At 55.6% G+C, this 16,181-nt stretch carries 14 protein-coding genes; all 14 read left to right on the top strand.

Annotated elements, in window-relative coordinates; all coding sequences use genetic code 11:
• The first annotated feature begins 115 nt into the window (after window positions 1–115).
• Window positions 116–1,108, top strand: coding sequence for an inositol 2-dehydrogenase (iolG, locus tag M2418_RS13680; RefSeq protein ID WP_259147174.1), 993 nt, complete (start codon window positions 116–118; stop codon window positions 1,106–1,108).
• A 144-nt stretch (window positions 1,109–1,252) separates the two neighbouring features.
• Window positions 1,253–2,173: a sugar ABC transporter substrate-binding protein gene (locus M2418_RS13675; protein WP_250984986.1), complete on the top strand. Its 921-nt coding sequence runs from the start codon at window positions 1,253–1,255 to the stop codon at window positions 2,171–2,173.
• A 54-nt stretch (window positions 2,174–2,227) separates the two neighbouring features.
• Window positions 2,228–3,334, top strand: a complete 1,107-nt coding sequence (locus M2418_RS13670) for an ABC transporter permease (protein WP_192489044.1) — start codon at window positions 2,228–2,230, stop codon at window positions 3,332–3,334.
• A 1-nt stretch (window position 3,335) separates the two neighbouring features.
• Window positions 3,336–4,115 (top strand): ATP-binding cassette domain-containing protein, encoded by a 780-nt coding sequence (locus M2418_RS13665; RefSeq protein WP_192489045.1) that lies wholly within the window; start codon window positions 3,336–3,338, stop codon window positions 4,113–4,115.
• Window positions 4,116–4,168: 53 nt separating this feature from the next.
• Window positions 4,169–5,287, top strand: a complete 1,119-nt coding sequence (locus M2418_RS13660) for a Gfo/Idh/MocA family protein (RefSeq protein WP_259147170.1) — start codon at window positions 4,169–4,171, stop codon at window positions 5,285–5,287.
• A 4-nt stretch (window positions 5,288–5,291) separates the two neighbouring features.
• Entirely contained in the window at window positions 5,292–7,217 is a 1,926-nt protein-coding gene (gene iolC / locus M2418_RS13655; protein WP_259147167.1) for a 5-dehydro-2-deoxygluconokinase, read from the top strand.
• A complete protein-coding gene (gene iolD, locus M2418_RS13650; RefSeq protein WP_259147164.1) occupies window positions 7,214–9,046 on the top strand; it encodes a 3D-(3,5/4)-trihydroxycyclohexane-1,2-dione acylhydrolase (decyclizing) in 1,833 nt (610 codons plus the stop codon). Before iolC ends, iolD begins: the two co-directional genes overlap by 4 nt.
• A 9-nt stretch (window positions 9,047–9,055) precedes the next feature.
• Entirely contained in the window at window positions 9,056–9,952 is an 897-nt protein-coding gene (gene iolE / locus M2418_RS13645; protein ID WP_259147161.1) for a myo-inosose-2 dehydratase, read from the top strand.
• A gap of 121 nt (window positions 9,953–10,073) precedes the next feature.
• Entirely contained in the window at window positions 10,074–10,871 is a 798-nt protein-coding gene (gene iolB, locus M2418_RS13640; protein WP_259147402.1) for a 5-deoxy-glucuronate isomerase, read from the top strand.
• A gap of 24 nt (window positions 10,872–10,895) precedes the next feature.
• Window positions 10,896–11,678 carry a TIM barrel protein gene (locus M2418_RS13635; RefSeq protein WP_259147157.1) on the top strand — a complete coding sequence of 261 codons (783 nt, stop codon included), beginning with the start codon at window positions 10,896–10,898 and terminating at the stop codon, window positions 11,676–11,678.
• Between the two features lie 176 nt (window positions 11,679–11,854).
• Entirely contained in the window at window positions 11,855–12,364 is a 510-nt protein-coding gene (locus M2418_RS13630) for a DUF2478 domain-containing protein (RefSeq protein ID WP_259147156.1), read from the top strand.
• A 197-nt stretch (window positions 12,365–12,561) separates the two neighbouring features.
• Window positions 12,562–14,040: a sugar ABC transporter ATP-binding protein gene (locus tag M2418_RS13625; protein ID WP_250984979.1), complete on the top strand. Its 1,479-nt coding sequence runs from the start codon at window positions 12,562–12,564 to the stop codon at window positions 14,038–14,040.
• Entirely contained in the window at window positions 14,040–15,074 is a 1,035-nt protein-coding gene (locus M2418_RS13620; RefSeq protein WP_250984978.1) for an ABC transporter permease, read from the top strand. The genes M2418_RS13625 and M2418_RS13620 overlap by 1 nt, the downstream gene beginning before the upstream one ends.
• 45 nt (window positions 15,075–15,119) lie before the next feature.
• The gene (locus M2418_RS13615) at window positions 15,120–16,163 is read left to right on the top strand and encodes a substrate-binding domain-containing protein (protein ID WP_259147155.1); all 1,044 of its coding nucleotides are present in this window, start codon (window positions 15,120–15,122) and stop codon (window positions 16,161–16,163) included.
• Window positions 16,164–16,181 lie beyond the last annotated feature (18 nt).

The following is a 16,181-nucleotide window of genomic DNA, read 5'->3' as shown; positions in this document are numbered from 1 at the left end:
GCACACGCTTCCATTTATTTTGCTCACGGGAGCAAATTGCTGTTGCTCACGGGAGCAAATGAGTGCTAGGTCTTGCTCACGGGAGCAGGAGGGCTTCCAATTCGGGAGGAATAGAGTGCTTAAAGTTGCATTGCTCGGCGCTGGCCGCATCGGTCGGGTTCACGCGGTCAATATTGCCGCAAACACCAGAAGCGAGCTGGTCGCTGTTGCGGACGTTAATACAGCGGCCGCAGATGAGTTAGCCGGACATTATGGTGCGCAGGCACGTTCGATTGAGGATATCCTGGCCGACAGAGCCATTAATGCAGTCCTTATCGCAACTTCGACCGATACCCACTCTGATCTTATCGAGAAAGCGACAGCAGCCGGAAAGGCTGTGCTGTGCGAAAAGCCGGTGGATCTGTCGCTCGAGCGTGCGAAAGCCTGCTTGGCGAAAACCGAATCCTCGGGCCTGCCGGTGATGATCGGTTTCAATCGCCGTTTCGATCCAAATTTTGCGGCTGTAAAAGCTGCGGTCAACGCCGGTGAAATCGGAAAACCGGAACTGCTGTCGATCACATCATTTGACCCGGCGCCGCCACCTGTCAGCTATGTGAAGGTTTCCGGCGGCCTGTTCCGCGACATGATGATCCATGACTTCGACATGGCTAACTTCATTATGGGCGACGCACCCAAGACCGTGCATGCTGTTGGCACATCGATTGTCGATCCTGAGATCGGCAAGGCTGGTGACGTCGACACTGCGGTGGTGACTTTGACCTACGCAAACGGCCGCATCGCAGTGATCAAGAACAGCCGCCGTGCCATTTATGGTTATGACCAGCGATTGGAACTGCTCGGTTCAGAAGGCCTGCTTTCGGCCGCCAACATTCTGGAAAACACAGTTTCCAAGGCCACCAAGGCCGGCGTGACGAGCGCGAAGCCAGAGCACTTCTTCCTTGAAAGATACATGCGTGCCTATGTTGCGGAATGGAATGCATTTGTCGCTGCAGTCCTTGATGGTGCGGCGATCCCAGTCACACTGAAAGATGGCGTTCAGGCGCTGGCACTTGCTGAAGCGGCAACGCAATCGGCGCAAACAGGTCGCTCAGTTGAACTGACGCTGTAGGCATCTGACCACTCGTCATGATGCATGAGTTTTTGACCGGAGTGCGTAGGGAGAACGCGCACCCGGTCTCGAAATCCGGCTTGGAGGGCCGGGAGGCAAGGGCGTTCAGACGGGGCGCCTTGCGAAACTTAACGGGAGGATATCATGAAGAAGTTATTTGCCGCGGTATCAACAGCCGCAATCATTGCTATGGCTGGTCCGGCCTTGTCCGCCAGCATTATTGTTGTTGCACATGGACAGGCGAACGACCCGTTCTGGTCGGTCGTCAAAAACGGCGTGGAAAAAGCCGGCAAGGACACAGGCGCGACCGTAGAATTCCGTTCGCCTGAAACCTTCGACATGGTTCAGATGAGCCAGATGATTGATGCGGCCGTTAACCAGAAGCCAGATGGCCTTGTCGTTTCCATCCCTGACGCCGATGCACTTGGCCCATCCATCAAGCGCGCTGTGGAAGCCGGTATTCCGGTCATTTCCATGAACTCTGGTTCCGATGTCGCTCACGAGCTCGGCGCCCTCCTTCACGTTGGCCAGTCTGAATTCGACGCTGGCAAGGCAGCTGGTGCCAAGCTCGCTGAACTGGGCGGCAAGAAAGGCATCTGCATTAACCAGGAAGTCGGCAACGTGTCCCTCGACCTGCGTTGCAAAGGCTTTGCTGAAGGCTTCGGGCAAGTCACCGTTATCCCAACCGGTAACGACCCAGCAGAAGTGCAGGCCAAGGTTCGCGCTGCTCTCGAATCCGACGCCGACGTTGACACGGTTCTGTCATTGAACGCCTCGCTGGTCGGTGAGCCCACAGTGCAGGCAGCGCAGGCAATCGGCCGCGACAAAGTCATGATCGCTACCTTCGACCTGTCGTCTGGCTTCCTACAGGACATTGTCGACGGCAAGGCAACCTTCGCCATCGATCAGCAGCAGTTCCTGCAGGGTTATCTACCTGTTTCCTTCTTGGCGCTTAATGCCGAATACGGCCTGATCCCGGGCGGTGACGTACCATCCGGCCCGAACCTTGTGATGAAAGATTCGGCCGCAAAGGTCATCGAGCTTTCCGCAAAGGGCATCCGCTAAGCAACAGCCGGGCCATGCACTGGTGTGGCCCGGCTTTCTATCGGGAGGAACAGCATGTCGACGGAGACGCTTGCTATGGTGGATGAACGCATTAAAGCTGAGTCCTTTGTGACCAGGCTCATGAAAAGACCAGAACTGGGAGCAATCGGAGGCGTCGTCCTCGTCACGATCTTTTTCCTGATTACCGCCGACAGCACCATGTTCACGCTGTCAGGCATCATGAATTTCATGACCCCTGCAGCTCAATTGGGTATTCTCGGCATCGCCGCTGCCATGTTGATGATTGGCGGTGAGTTCGACCTCTCCATCGGCTCGATGGTCGCTTTTGCCGGGATGTTGTTCGGTGCTTTTACCGTTAATATCGGCCTGCCGCTGATCGTTGCCATTCCCCTGACCATGGGCCTTGCCGGTGCTCTTGGCATTGCAAACGGACTCATCGTCCTTCGCACCAAGCTACCCTCTTTCATCGTCACGCTTGCTGGTCTTTTCATCCTGCGCGGCGCATCACTTGTTGGACTGAAAATCGTCACAGGGGGTTCGACACAGCTGCGTGGTGTCCGTGAAGCAGTCGGCGGCGACTTCATTGCACCAATCTTCTCCGGAGATGCATTCGGCTGGTTCTTCCAGTGGATGGCAGACAAGGGGCTGATCGACACATTGCGGACCGGCGCGCCCAAAGTACCGGGTGTGCCCGTTGAAATCCTGTGGTTCATTGGTTTTGCCATTATCGCCACCTACGTCCTTCTGCGCACGCCTTTCGGCAACTGGATTTTCGCGACAGGCGGTGACTCCGTGGCCGCACAGAACTCGGGCGTCCCAGTTCGTCGCGTCAAACTTTCTCTGTTCATGTTGACAGCAATGGCTGCAGCTCTGGTCGCTATCATCACTGTTATCGATGCTGGTTCCACCGATGCACGGCGCGGCTTCATGAAGGAATTCGAAGCCATCATCACAGCGGTTATCGGCGGGTGCTTGTTGACAGGCGGATATGGTTCGGCGGTCGGTGCATTCTTCGGCGCCATCATCTTCGGCATGGTCACCATTGGCCTCACCTACACCAAATTCGACCAAGACTGGTTCCAGATCTTCCTTGGCGCGATGCTGTTGCTGGCTGTGATCTTCAACAATGCAATCCGCAAACGCGTAACCGGGGAGCGTTGAGATGACTGCACCTATCATCCACATGGAAAACATCAAAAAGCACTATGGCAATGTCATTGCCCTGAACGGTGTGACCTTTGATGTCATGCCCGGAGAATGCCACTGCCTGCTGGGCGACAACGGTGCCGGTAAATCTACCTTCATCAAGACTATGTCGGGCGTACACAAACCCAATGAGGGCAGCATTACCTTCGAAGGACGCCCCATGTCTTTCGAAACGCCGCGTGACGCGATGGAAGCCGGAATTGCCACCGTATTCCAGGATCTCGCTATGATCCCGCTGATGTCAGTTACCCGCAACTTTTTCATGGGCCGCGAGCCGACAACGGGTAAGGGTATCTTCAAGCGCTTCGACATCGACCGTGCCAACGAGATCACTGTCCAGGAAATGCGCAAGATGGGCATCAATCTGCGCGGACCTGACCAGGCTGTGGGCACATTGTCTGGCGGTGAACGCCAGACAGTTGCCATTGCAAGAGCGGTCTATTTTGGTGCCAAGGTCTTGATCCTTGACGAACCGACTTCGGCGCTTGGTGTGCGGCAAACCTCCAATGTCCTGGCAACCATCATGAAGGTACGCGCACAGGGTGTTGGCGTCGTCTTCATCTCTCATAACGTCCGCCATGCCATGGCCGTCGGTGATCGCTTTACCGTCCTGAACCGCGGCCAGACGCTGGGTACGGCGAAAAAGGGCGAAATTACAGCACCGGAATTGCAGGATCTGATGGCCGGTGGCCAGCAGCTCGCCGAGCTTGAAGGGTCTCTTGGCGGCACGATCTGATCCGTCAACAGACGTGCCCGTATCTATCCATAGAAAGTGAACTGGTGACAGAGATGTCTTATCCAATGCCTGCAAAAGAACTCGGCATCGCCCTGATCGGCACCGGCTTTATGGGCAAGTGTCACGCCATGGCCTGGCGCAATGTGGCAGCAGTGTTTGGCGGAGTGCATCCCCGCTTGGAAATCCTGAATGATGTTACGGAAGAGGCAGCGCAGAATTACGCTCGTCAGTTCGGATTTGCACGCGCGACCTCCCGTTGGGAAGATGCAATCAATGACCCCAAAGTCGATGTCGTCTCAATCACTGCGCCAAACGGCATGCACCGCCCAATGGCGGAGGCGGCTCTAAGTGCAGGCAAACATGTCTGGCTTGAAAAGCCGATGGCGCTGACACTTGACGACGCCCGCGCCATGGCGGCTCTTGCCGCACAACATCCCGATCAGAAAACCATTCTTGGTTACAACTACCTGCGCAGCCCGGCATTCCAGTCCGCCAGAAAGATGATTACCAATGGCGTCATTGGCAAGCCCGTGGCATTTCGCGGCGTTTATGACGAAGACTATTCCGCTGACCCGCTCCTCCCTTGGTCATGGCGGATGACTCACGAAGGTGGTGGTCTGGGTGCTCTTGGGGATCTGGGCTGCCACCTCGTGAGCCAAATGATCGCATTGATGGGTCCTGTCACAGAAGTTGTGGCACAGACACAGATCGTTGTTTCAACCCGCAACTCTCCCGAAGGTCCAAAGCCGGTCGAGAACGAAGACAGCGCGCTCGCATTGTTGCGTTTCGCCTCTGGTGCACAAGGTTCGTTCGCCACGTCACGTGTCGCTCGTGGCCGCAAATGCCGTTTGCAGTGGGAAGTGCATGGCACGGATGGAACGCTCGTCTTCGATCAGGAAAACATGAACGAACTTTGGCTGCATCGCCGTGGCGAAGCCGGTTTTACCCGTCATCTCACCGGACCGGACCAGCCGGATTTCGCAGCATTTTGCCCCGCACCGGGTCACAATTTCGGCTTCAACGAACAGAAGGTCGTTGAGGCACGCGATCTGTTGCGCGCGATCGCAGGTGGCGCTGCCTGTGGCCCTGATTTCATTCAGGGATTGGAAATCGAAAAGATAATTAACGCCATGGCAACGTCCCATGGAAGTGTCGTGCATATTGAAAGGTAAGGCTGTGACCAAAACACTCGATGTCATTACGATCGGTCGCGCAGGTGTGGATCTCTACGGTGCGCAGGTCGGTGGCCGTCTGGAAGATATGGGGTCTTTCGAAAAATACATCGGAGGCTCTCCCACCAATATTGCCTGCGGCAGCGCGCGACTTGGTCTGAAAACAGCGCTTCTCAGCCGTGTTGGCAACGAACATATGGGCCGCTTCATTCTTGAGCAGTTGGCCCGAGAAGGTGTCTCCACCAAGGGCGTCAAATTCGATCCTGAGAGACTGACTGCTCTCGTTATTCTCGGTATCCGCGACGACGAACAATTCCCACTGATCTTCTACCGTGAAAACTGCGCAGACATGGCATTGTGCGAAGATGATGTTGACGAGGCCTTTATCGCCTCTGCACGCGCCGTCGTCGTGACCGGCACGCATCTCAGCAACGCGCGCACTGAAGCCGCCGTTATCAAGGCGCTGAAACTCGCGCGTAAACATGGTCTGCGGACAGCGCTTGATATTGATTATCGTCCAAACCTGTGGGGCGTCGCCGGTCATGGCGATGGTGAAAGCCGTTTCGTCGAAAGCCAGAAGGTCACAGCAAAACTGCAAGCATCCCTGCATTACTTCGACCTGATCGTCGGGACCGAAGAAGAATTTCATATTGCCGGTGGCAGCACCGACACACTGGCATGCCTGAGGGCTGTGCGGGCGCTGACGCCAGCAACCCTCGTCTGCAAACGCGGTGCACTCGGTGCCGTCGCATTTGAAAAGGATATTCCTGACAGTCTCGACAAGGGACAGTCCGGCCAAGGTTTCCCGATTGAAGTCTTTAATGTGCTGGGTGCCGGCGACGGCTTTTTCTCCGGCCTGCTGCGCGGCTGGATGACCGATCAGGACTGGCCAACATCTCTCAAATACGCCAACGCTTGCGGCGCATTTGCGGTCAGCCGACATGGCTGCACACCAGCCTATCCAAGCTGGGAAGAGCTGCAATTTTTCCTTGAGCGTGGCGTTGTACGACCTGACCTGCGCAATGATCCGGTTCTGGAACAATTGCACTGGTCAACCACAAGACACACGCGCGTTAATGGTGATTGGTCAACCATGCGGGTTTTTGCCTTTGACCACCGCATGCAGCTTGAGAATATGCCGGGCTACACCTTGGAAAAGGGCGGTGCTTTCAAGGAACTGTGCCTTGATGCGGCCCTCAAAGTGCAAAATGGCCAGGCTGGCTACGGCATTCTTTGCGACAACCGCATTGGCCGCTCCGCCTTGCAACGCGCCTCTGCAACAGGTCTCTGGATTGGCCGTCCTGCAGAACTGCCGGGATCAAGACCTCTGAAGCTTGAACCAGAGCTTGGAACGGATTGCGGGACACTGGTCGAATGGGCACGCGAAAACGTCGTTAAGGTTCTGTGCTTCTGCCATCCGCAAGATAGCGCGGAGGTATGGTCCGAACAGATCGCAACCGTAAAACGTCTGTTTGAATCTGCACGCCGTAACCGGCTGGAATTCCTTCTGGAAATCATTCCATCCAAGGTGGCAACAACCGATGACGACACGGTCGCAACCCTCGTACACCGTTTCTATGAAGCTGATATTTTCCCTGACTGGTGGAAACTGGAACCGCTGAAGACACATGCGGCTTGGGCCAATGCGATCGACGCCATTGAGGCAAACGATCGCCACACCAGAGGCATCGTCGTTCTGGGACTTGAAGCGCCCGAAGCAGAGCTTTCACAGAGCTTCGAGGTCGCCGCGAGCTTCGATCTGGTCAAGGGTTTTGCAGTCGGTCGCACGATCTTTGCAGATGTCGCAACACGCTGGCTGGCAGGCGAGATCACAGACGCTGCCGCCACAGATGAAATGGTGTCGCGTTACGCCCGCTTGTGCCGGGTTTGGGACAATGCACGCGCCAAGGCCAAGGAGTATGCCGCATGACGACCATAAGATTGACAGCGGCACAAGCCATGGTGAAGTGGCTCTCTGCACAGTTGACGGAAGAAAACGAACGTTTCATCGACGGTATCTGGGCGATTTTCGGCCACGGGAACGTTGCGGGACTTGGCGAAGCTTTGCAGAAGGCAGGCAACAGCCTGCCAACTTGGCGCGGGCAGAACGAGCAGACCATGGCACATGCGGCCATCGCCTATGCCAAGGCAAAAAAACGCACGCGTGCCCAGGCGGTGACATCATCCATCGGCCCCGGTGCGACGAACATGGTCACGGCTGCTGCTCTGGCACACGTAAACCGTCTGCCATTGTTGCTTATTCCCGGCGATGTTTTTGCCAATCGTCGTCCTGACCCGGTGTTGCAGCAAATCGAAGACTTCGATGACGGCACGGTATCGGCCAATGATTGCCTGCGTCCTGTCAGCCGTTATTTCGACCGCATTACCCGGCCGGAACAGTTGCTAACTGCTTTGCCACGCGCCATGCGCGTACTGACAGACCCGGCCAATTGCGGCCCGGTGACATTGTCATTCTGCCAGGATGTTCAGGCCGAAGCTTTTGATTGGCCGCAAGCATTCTTTGAAAGCCGCGTTTGGCGCATACGCCGTCCAGCGCCGGACACACGCGACCTTACAGAGGTTGAAAAAGCCATCCGCGCAGCACGCAACCCGGTCATCGTCGCAGGTGGTGGTGTGATCTACAGCGGGGCAGAGCAAGAACTGGCCGATTTCGCAACGCGCCATAACATTCCGGTCATCGAAACGCAGGCAGGCAAATCCTCTTTGCCGCAAGCACACCCGATGAACTTCGGTGCCGCTGGCGTCGACGGATCAGCGGCAGCGAATGCTGTTGCGCGTAAGGCTGATGTAGTCATCGGCGTTGGCACCCGCTTTCAGGACTTCACGACAGGTTCCTGGACATTGTTTGAAGCAAAGGACCGCAAGCTCATCTCGATCAACGTGCAGGCATATGATGCCGACAAACACGGTGCCATTGGTCTTGTTGCCGATGCGAAAGTTGCGCTTGAAGCACTCAGCGCAGCCTTGGGCGGTCACAAGTCGGAACAGCAAGACGGCGCCTTGCGCTCGGAGTGGCTGGCGGCTGTTGATCTCCACTGTGCAGCGCCCAAGATTGACGGCTTGCCGACCGACGCACAGGTCATTGGCGCCGTACAACGCGCCACGAGCGATGATGCAATTGCCATGTGCGCGGCCGGCACAATGCCCGGCGCATTGAAATTGCTCTGGCAGCCAAGTCAGGGCGGCTACCACATGGAATACGGCTTCTCCTGCATGGGTTATGAAATCGCCGGTGCTATGGGCTTGAAGCTGGCGCGGCCGGAACGGGAAATCATCTGCTTTGTCGGCGATGGGTCCTACATGATGGCCAATTCCGAACTGGCGACTGCGGTTATGCGCAAGGTACCGTTTACGGTGGTTCTAACCGATAACAGAGGTTACGGCTGCATTAACCGCCTGCAGCAAGCGAGTGGTGGTGCCGCATTCAACAACCTTTATGCTGACTGTAATATCGAGCAACAGCCGCAAATCGACTTTGTCGCCCACGCAGCATCCATGGGTGCCGTTGCCATCAAGGCGAAGAACATTGCCGATCTTGAACAGCAGATTGCACAAGCCCGACAGCGCGATATCCCTACCGTCATCGTCATCGATACCGATCCGACCAATGGGCCTGGTTTTGGCGACGCAGGAAACTGGTGGGATGTTGCCGTGCCGCAAGTCGGAACGACCGAAAAATTGAAAGAAGCCTATGCACGCTACCTTGAAGGTATGGCACGGCAAACACTGGTAAATTGAGGAATGAGCATGATCCGCTTCGGAACAAATCCAATCGCCTGGGCCAATGACGACGACCAGACCCTTGGCGCAGATATACCGACAGAACAGATCCTCCGGGAAGCATCCGAGATCGGTTTCGACGGTATCGAAAACGGCCACCGCTGGCCCGATGAACCGGAGGCTTTGAAAAGCCTTCTTGGTTCTTACAGTCTTTCCTTCGTTTCCGGCTGGTATTCCCTCAACCTTCTGACTCAGTCTGTCGAAGACGAAAAGAAGGCGATCCAGAAGCACCTCGACAAGCTGAAGCACAATGGCTGCAAAGTCTGCATCGTTTGCGAAACCTCCAATTCCATTCAAGGGCTGCAGACAGCACTTTCGGAAAGCCCGCAACTTTCAGCAGACGAGATGAAGGCTTTCGCTGCCAAGGTGGAAGAACTGGCCGCATTCACGGCGTCCCAAGGCATTACGCTGGTCTATCATCATCACATGGGCACTGTTGTCGAAACACCGGAAGAGATCGATGCCTTTATGGCCGCGACCGGCCCGGCAACACATCTGCTTTTTGACGCCGGACATTGCTATTTCGGTGCTAACGGCGCCGATCCGACACCCGTGCTTCGCAAATACGTAAAGCGCGTCGCGCACTTCCATGCCAAGAATGTCCGTCCTGCCATTATGCGACAGGTCCGCGAAAACGGCCTGTCATTTATGGATGGTGTGCGGGCAGGCGTATTCACCGTTCCGGGCGACAGCGAAGGTGGCGTCGATTTCCTGCCGCTTCTGCAAATACTCAAGGATGAAGGTTATCTGGGCTGGATCGTCATCGAAGCCGAACAGGATCCAAAGGTTCGCAATCCGCATCAATACCAGTCACTCGGCCTGAAAACCTTAAAAGAGGCAGCCGCAAAGACAGGTCTCGTCTGACATCCAACGACCACAAGAATGCTGCCCCGGCTAACCCGGATGCAGCGTTCTCTTATCAATAATTTATTGCATGCATCACCCAAGATCGCTCAAGCGGGTGATATTCCCAGGAGGAAACACGATTCCCAATCTTCTCCATCGGCCTTTTGGCACCCACGGAAAGGTGCACGAAATCACTCCCACTTCGGCTGGCTGGCGTTATGTCGGTTTTTCGCTCCATCGTTTGCGAGCAGGTGAAAAAGCAGCGGAGGCAACGGGTGATCGTGAAGTGATCCTTGTCCTGATCGAGGGTAAAGCCGCGATAAATTCGAACGGCCGGGATTGGGGTATCTTGGGCAACCGCATGAATGTATTTGAAAAGACAGCTCCCCATTCGCTCTATCTGCCAAATGGCTCGAACTGGCAGGCGACGGCCGAAACAGATTGCGTGATTGCCGTGTGTTCCGCTCCTGGCAAGAGTGGTCACGAAGCCCGCCTGATTGACCCAAACAGCATTACGCTTACACAGCGCGGCGAAGGTAGCAACACCCGCTACATCAACAATATCGCCATGGAAAACGAGGATTATTGTGACTCGCTGCTGGTCACCGAGGTCTTCACACCCGCTGGCAACTGGTCAAGCTATCCAAGCCATCGCCACGACGAAGATGATTTTCCCCGCATCACCTATCTCGAAGAGACCTATTATCACCGGCTGAACCCTGCGGACGGTTTTGGCGTGCAGCGGGTCTATACCGATGACCTGCAATTGAATGAGACCATGGCAGTTCACGACGGCGACGTCGTCTGCGTGCCACGCGGCCACCATCCCTGCGGCGCGCCTTATGGCTTCGAGATGTATTATCTCAATGTGATGGCTGGCCCACTGCGCAAATGGCGGTTCGTTGCAGCCCCCAATGTCGAACATCTGTTGAAGTAATCGCAGAACCTCAGAGTACTTATCATGACCCAACCGTTTACACTTGCCGTCTGCGCCGAAATGATCTGGCGGGACAAGCCGATTGAATGGCGTTGCGCACGTCTTGCCGAAATGGGGTTTGACGTCGGCCTTTGGAACTGGCCGGATCATGATCTGGAAGCCTTGGTACAATCCGGCGCCAGTTTTTCGATCATGAACGGTTACCTCACTGGCCGTTTGGCAGACGATGAAGGAGCCACTGAACTGCTGCGCTCAGCACGGGAAACCGCCCAAATTGGCAAGCGGCTTGGTGTCGCCCGGCTTAACCTGCATGGCACTGGCCTTGGCGAGGGCGGCCTGCCGGCTCAACCCACTGAGATCGTCACCGGCAAAATGTGGCTCAAGGCACGCGATACTCTGGCACGTATCGCCGAGATGGCGGAAGAGGAGGGTGTCGTCTACACGCTTGAGAACCTCAATCTTCCGGTCGATCACCCCGGCACACCTTTTGGTCGGGCAGAAGACACGCTTGCTCTGGTGTCATCCGTCAACCATTCCCGTCTGCGTCTCAATCTTGATCTCTATCACGTGCAGATCGGTGAGGGTAATCTGATTGAAACCTGCAAATCCTGCCTGCCATGGGTCGGCGAGATACAGGTGGCGGATGTACCTGGACGATGTGAACCCGGCACCGGCGAAATCAATTACCCGGTGATCGCAAGAGCATTAAACGACATGGGATATCGCGGACCGGTCGGCATGGAGGCATTTGCAAAAGGTGATCCTGAGCATGCACTTGAAGCCTTCCGCAATGCCTTCACCTTATAGGAAAGGTTTCTGAGCGACGCTCTTTTCGCGCATTGTCTACGTCCAGTCTTTGTCACAGCCACAAACCAGACAAGACAAGCCGTTTACAGCATCGGCTATTGACGACGTGAAACACCGCATGGTTCATGCATTTCAGAATATCGGCCAGTGTCTGGCATGACGGAAATGTGAGGAAAATGACCATGCGGCTTGGGTACATCAACCTGACAGACGGCGATGAGTTGGACAAATGCCTGTCGCGGCTCGTCAAGCTGTTTGAAGAAGCTGGCATGAAACCGTCAGGCGCACTTCATGCACCATACAAAGGTCCAAACCGCAGCAAATGCGACATGGACCTTCAGATTTTACCGGATGGGCCAGTGTTTCGGATCAGCCAGAACTTAGGTGAACTCGCAACCGGATGCCGGTTGGACAGTGCTGCTCTGGAGGCAGCGACAACAGAAGCTGCTGCACGCTCAGATGGCGCCTCCGTGTTGATCGTCAACAAGTTTGGCAAACATGAAGCCGAGGGTCGCGGCTTTGTTTCGATGATCATCGACGCCATGGAACGGGACATTCCCGTAGTCATCGGTGTCAACAAACTCAATCTCGAAGCCTTTCTCTCTTTCACGGATGGCTGCGCGGAAATCCTGCCAGCAGACCCGAATTACATTGTAAACTGGGTAACAGCTGAGGCAGTACACTAGACCACATGAGATAAAATACGGCACCATACCACAGGCAATTCACTTGTTTTTCTTAGCAAAATTCAAGTTCTCGCAATGGCCCGACGGACTGTTGGAAATTTATTCCGTGGATTAGGTCGAGAATAGAATTCACGGCCTTGTTTGCCGACAAAGGATGGCTACGAAATCCTGATAATATTCGCAGGTTTTCTTCCATCATGCCTCTTCTGGACGTTCAAAATATTTCGCGAGCATTTGGCTCGACGCAGGCCTTGAGGGATGCCTCTTTGCAGGTCGAGCGCGGCGAAATTGTAGCCCTCATGGGCGCCAATGGTGCGGGAAAATCCACGCTGGTAAAGATACTGTCGGGTCTCTACACGGCAGATTCCGGCAGAATCGTCTGGGAAGATACAGACTACAAACCGCAAAACCCGGCCGAGGCCGCCGCACGCGGCATTGTCACCGTTCATCAGTCCACTGACGTGGTCGGCATTCCCGGTCTGAGCGTTGCAGATGTGCTTTTGCTCAATCAATTCGTTGATCGCAGTCATCCGTTTTTCCTCTCTCACAGAACAGTACGGCGCGAAGCAGCACGCATTCTGCAGGAAGCGGGTTTTGATCTGCCCCTTGATCGCGACTTCGAGACGCTTGGCACTGCGGACCGACAGATGGTGGCTATAGCGCGCGCGCTCTCGCAAAACGCACGTCTACTGATTCTAGACGAACCGACTGCAAGTCTCTCGGTACGGGAAGCGGAGCGTCTCTATGAGATTTTGCGGCAACTGAAGGCACGCGGCATCGCCGTCCTTTATATCTCACACCGCACTGCAGATCTGGAGGCGTTGGCTGACCGGGTTGTCATCTTGCGTGGTGGTCGCAATGTCGGCGCCTTCAGCAGACCAATTGATTTTTCAGCCGCCATCGAGACAATGATCGGACGGTCGCTTGAATCGGCACGGCCCGACCAGCGGCGATTTGGACAGGCGGTTCTGGAGCTGAAAGGTATTCAGCTATTGCCCGATAGTCGGCCGTTCGATCTGACCGTTCACAAGGGTGAAGTCGTTGCGATAACCGGCGTGCTCGGTGCCGGCAAAAGTCGTCTTCTCTCCGGTCTGTTTGGTGTCGGTTCATTCGTCTCGGGTAACATCACATTGAACGGACAGCCGTTCAATGCGCGCAAGCCGGCAGACGCCATTGCCGCAGGCGTGGTCATGGCGGCTGAAGATCGACATACTTCGTCGCTGATACATGCAGGTTGGCCCGGCGAAAGCATCGCCTCCACCATCAGCCTACCGCATCTGAACCGTTGGTATCGCTCAGGTTTCATGTTCTCGAAACGCGAAGAAAATGAGGGCAATGCCGCCATCAAACGGCTTGGCATCAAGGCAGTCGACTCTCTCGCGTCAGTGTGGTCGCTGTCTGGCGGCAACCAACAGAAGACAGTGATTGCACGTTGGGAAGCGGAGCCAAGCCGGGTGCTGCTTTTGGACGAGCCATTTCAGGGTGTGGACGTCGGTGCGCGTCAGGACATCATTGCAACTATTCGCAGCCACACCGACCGCGCCACATTGATTGCAACCTCAGACGCGGAAGAAGCACATGAAGTTGCGGACCGCGTATTGGTGATGGACCACCATACGCTGCGCGAAGAAACCAAACATTCGGCCTTCACCGGCTATCAAGAGGACACTGTCTAATGACCAACAGCGCCCAACACACTTCTGAAAATCCACGCGGCGGCAATGGTCTGGAGACAGTTCGAGAAACCATTCGCCGTGGTGCGGTTTTCATTCTACTGATCGCGCTTGTTGTCGGCTTCTCGCTGGCGCAACCCGCATTCATCAACATCAACAATCTGATGAGCATTCTGCAGGCGGTATCCGTCGTCGCAATCATCGGCGCGGGTGTCACGGTCACGCTTGCCATTGGTGGCTTCGACCTTTCCGTCGGCGCAGTTGCTGCTTCAAGTGTGATGGCCGCGAGCTACGCCATGATCGTGCTTGGCCTGAATGCCTATCATACCGTACCACTGGTGCTGGCCTTCGGTGCGCTTGTCGGTTTCGCCAATGCATTTTTAATTGTGAAGCTGAAGGTACCAGACCTACTGGCAACCCTATCGACCATGTTCCTGCTGACCGGCTTGCAGCTTATTCCAACCGCCGGGCGCTCGATTTCGGTTGGCCTCATTCTGCCCGATGGTACGACGGCGACAGGAAAATACGATCCGGCGTTTCTGACGATTGGTCGTTCCAGCCTGTTTGGCACCATCCCGTTCTCGGTACTGATGATGTTGCTGGTCGCTCTAATCCTGTTTGTATTGACGGAACGGACGCGACTGGGACGCCTGCTTTATGCGACGGGTGGCAATGAAGTCGCAACACGACTGGCCGGTGCGAATGTCAACCGCATAAAGACCTTCGCTTATGTGCTTTCTGGCACTCTTGCTGCGTTGGGCGGCATTATCGTTGCCGCGCGCGTCGGCAGAGGCGACGTATCGTCAGGCGCATCGCTGTTGATGGATTCTGTTGCCGCGTCGCTGATCGGTTTTGCGGTTCTGGGCCTGCGACGTCCCAACGTCCTCGGCACCCTGATCGGCGCTGTGTTTGTTGGTGTGTTGCTGAATGGCCTGACCATGCTGAACGCCCCTTATTACACGCAGGACTTCATCAAGGGTGCTGTGCTCGTCGGAGCACTGGCGCTGACCTACGGCATTGGCCGCTCCCAAAACTAACCAGACATTCTCTCGAATTATTCTTAGCAACGAAATGGAAAAACCATGTTCAAGACACTGAAAAGGCTGGCAGCCGTTGTTATTGCCGGTTCGATTTTCACCGCACCGGCGTCCGCTGCTGGCATCGCCGGCGCACCAGCACCGTTCGACAGCAAGACCGTCAACATTGCCGTTGTCAGCTTTCTCGGTAGCGGCGACTGGTTGCAGGCATTTGAAGCAGGCGTGAAAAAGCAGGCTGATGCACTCGGCATCAATCTGACTGTCTCGCAGGCACGTAACGACAATGACACCCAGCGCAATCTGGTTGAGCAGGCCATCAATCTCGGCGTTGACGGCATCATCATCAATAACGGTCGCCCTGAGGTTCTGCAGGACGTAGCCCAGAAGGCGCTCGATGCCGGTATCAAGGTTGTCGCCTATGACGTAGACCTCGACAACCCGCAAATCCCGCAGATTGAACAGAGCGACAAGGATATGGCGAAGCTTGTTCTTGAGCAGGCTGTGAAAGACAAGGGCGAAGCATTTGTCGGCGGCGCCGTTTATGTTGCAGGTTTTGCACCACTTGATCGCCGCTATGGCGTCTGGAAAGAATTTGTCGAAAAGCACAAGCTGACGGAAAAGGCCGTATGGGGCGTCGTGAACGATACGGTACCAGCATCAGTAGCTGACCAGACCAAGGCAATCCTGCGCGCCAACCCGGATATCTCCGTCATCTTCACGCCTTGGGACGAATTCGCCAAGGGCGTAAAGCTGGCTATCGATGAGCTGGGTCTTTCTCAGCAGGTCAAAATCTATGGCGTCGACATTTCGACCGCTGACATTCAGCTGATCACCGAGCCAGACAGCGCATGGGTTGCAACTGCCGCCACCAACGCCGCTGTTGTGGGTGAAGTCTCTGTTCGCGCCGTATCGCTGGCGATTGCCGGTCAGTTCCCTGGCCGTTCCGTCCTCCTTCAGCCAACCCTGATCACCCGTGACGATCTGGTCAACAACAACATCGGCACGATCGAGGAGCTTCAACAAAAGTTCCCGGCATTCCAGAAGAGCGACGCTGCCTCTGCCGAATGGATTCCTGCTGCAAAGCAGTAAGACCAAAGATGAAAATGA

Source organism: Rhizobium sp. BIGb0125 (genome assembly GCF_024810055.1).
Lineage (GTDB): Bacteria > Pseudomonadota > Alphaproteobacteria > Rhizobiales > Rhizobiaceae > Agrobacterium.
Note: the sequence above shows the minus strand (reverse complement) of the source record. Positions and strands in the feature narration are given on the sequence as shown.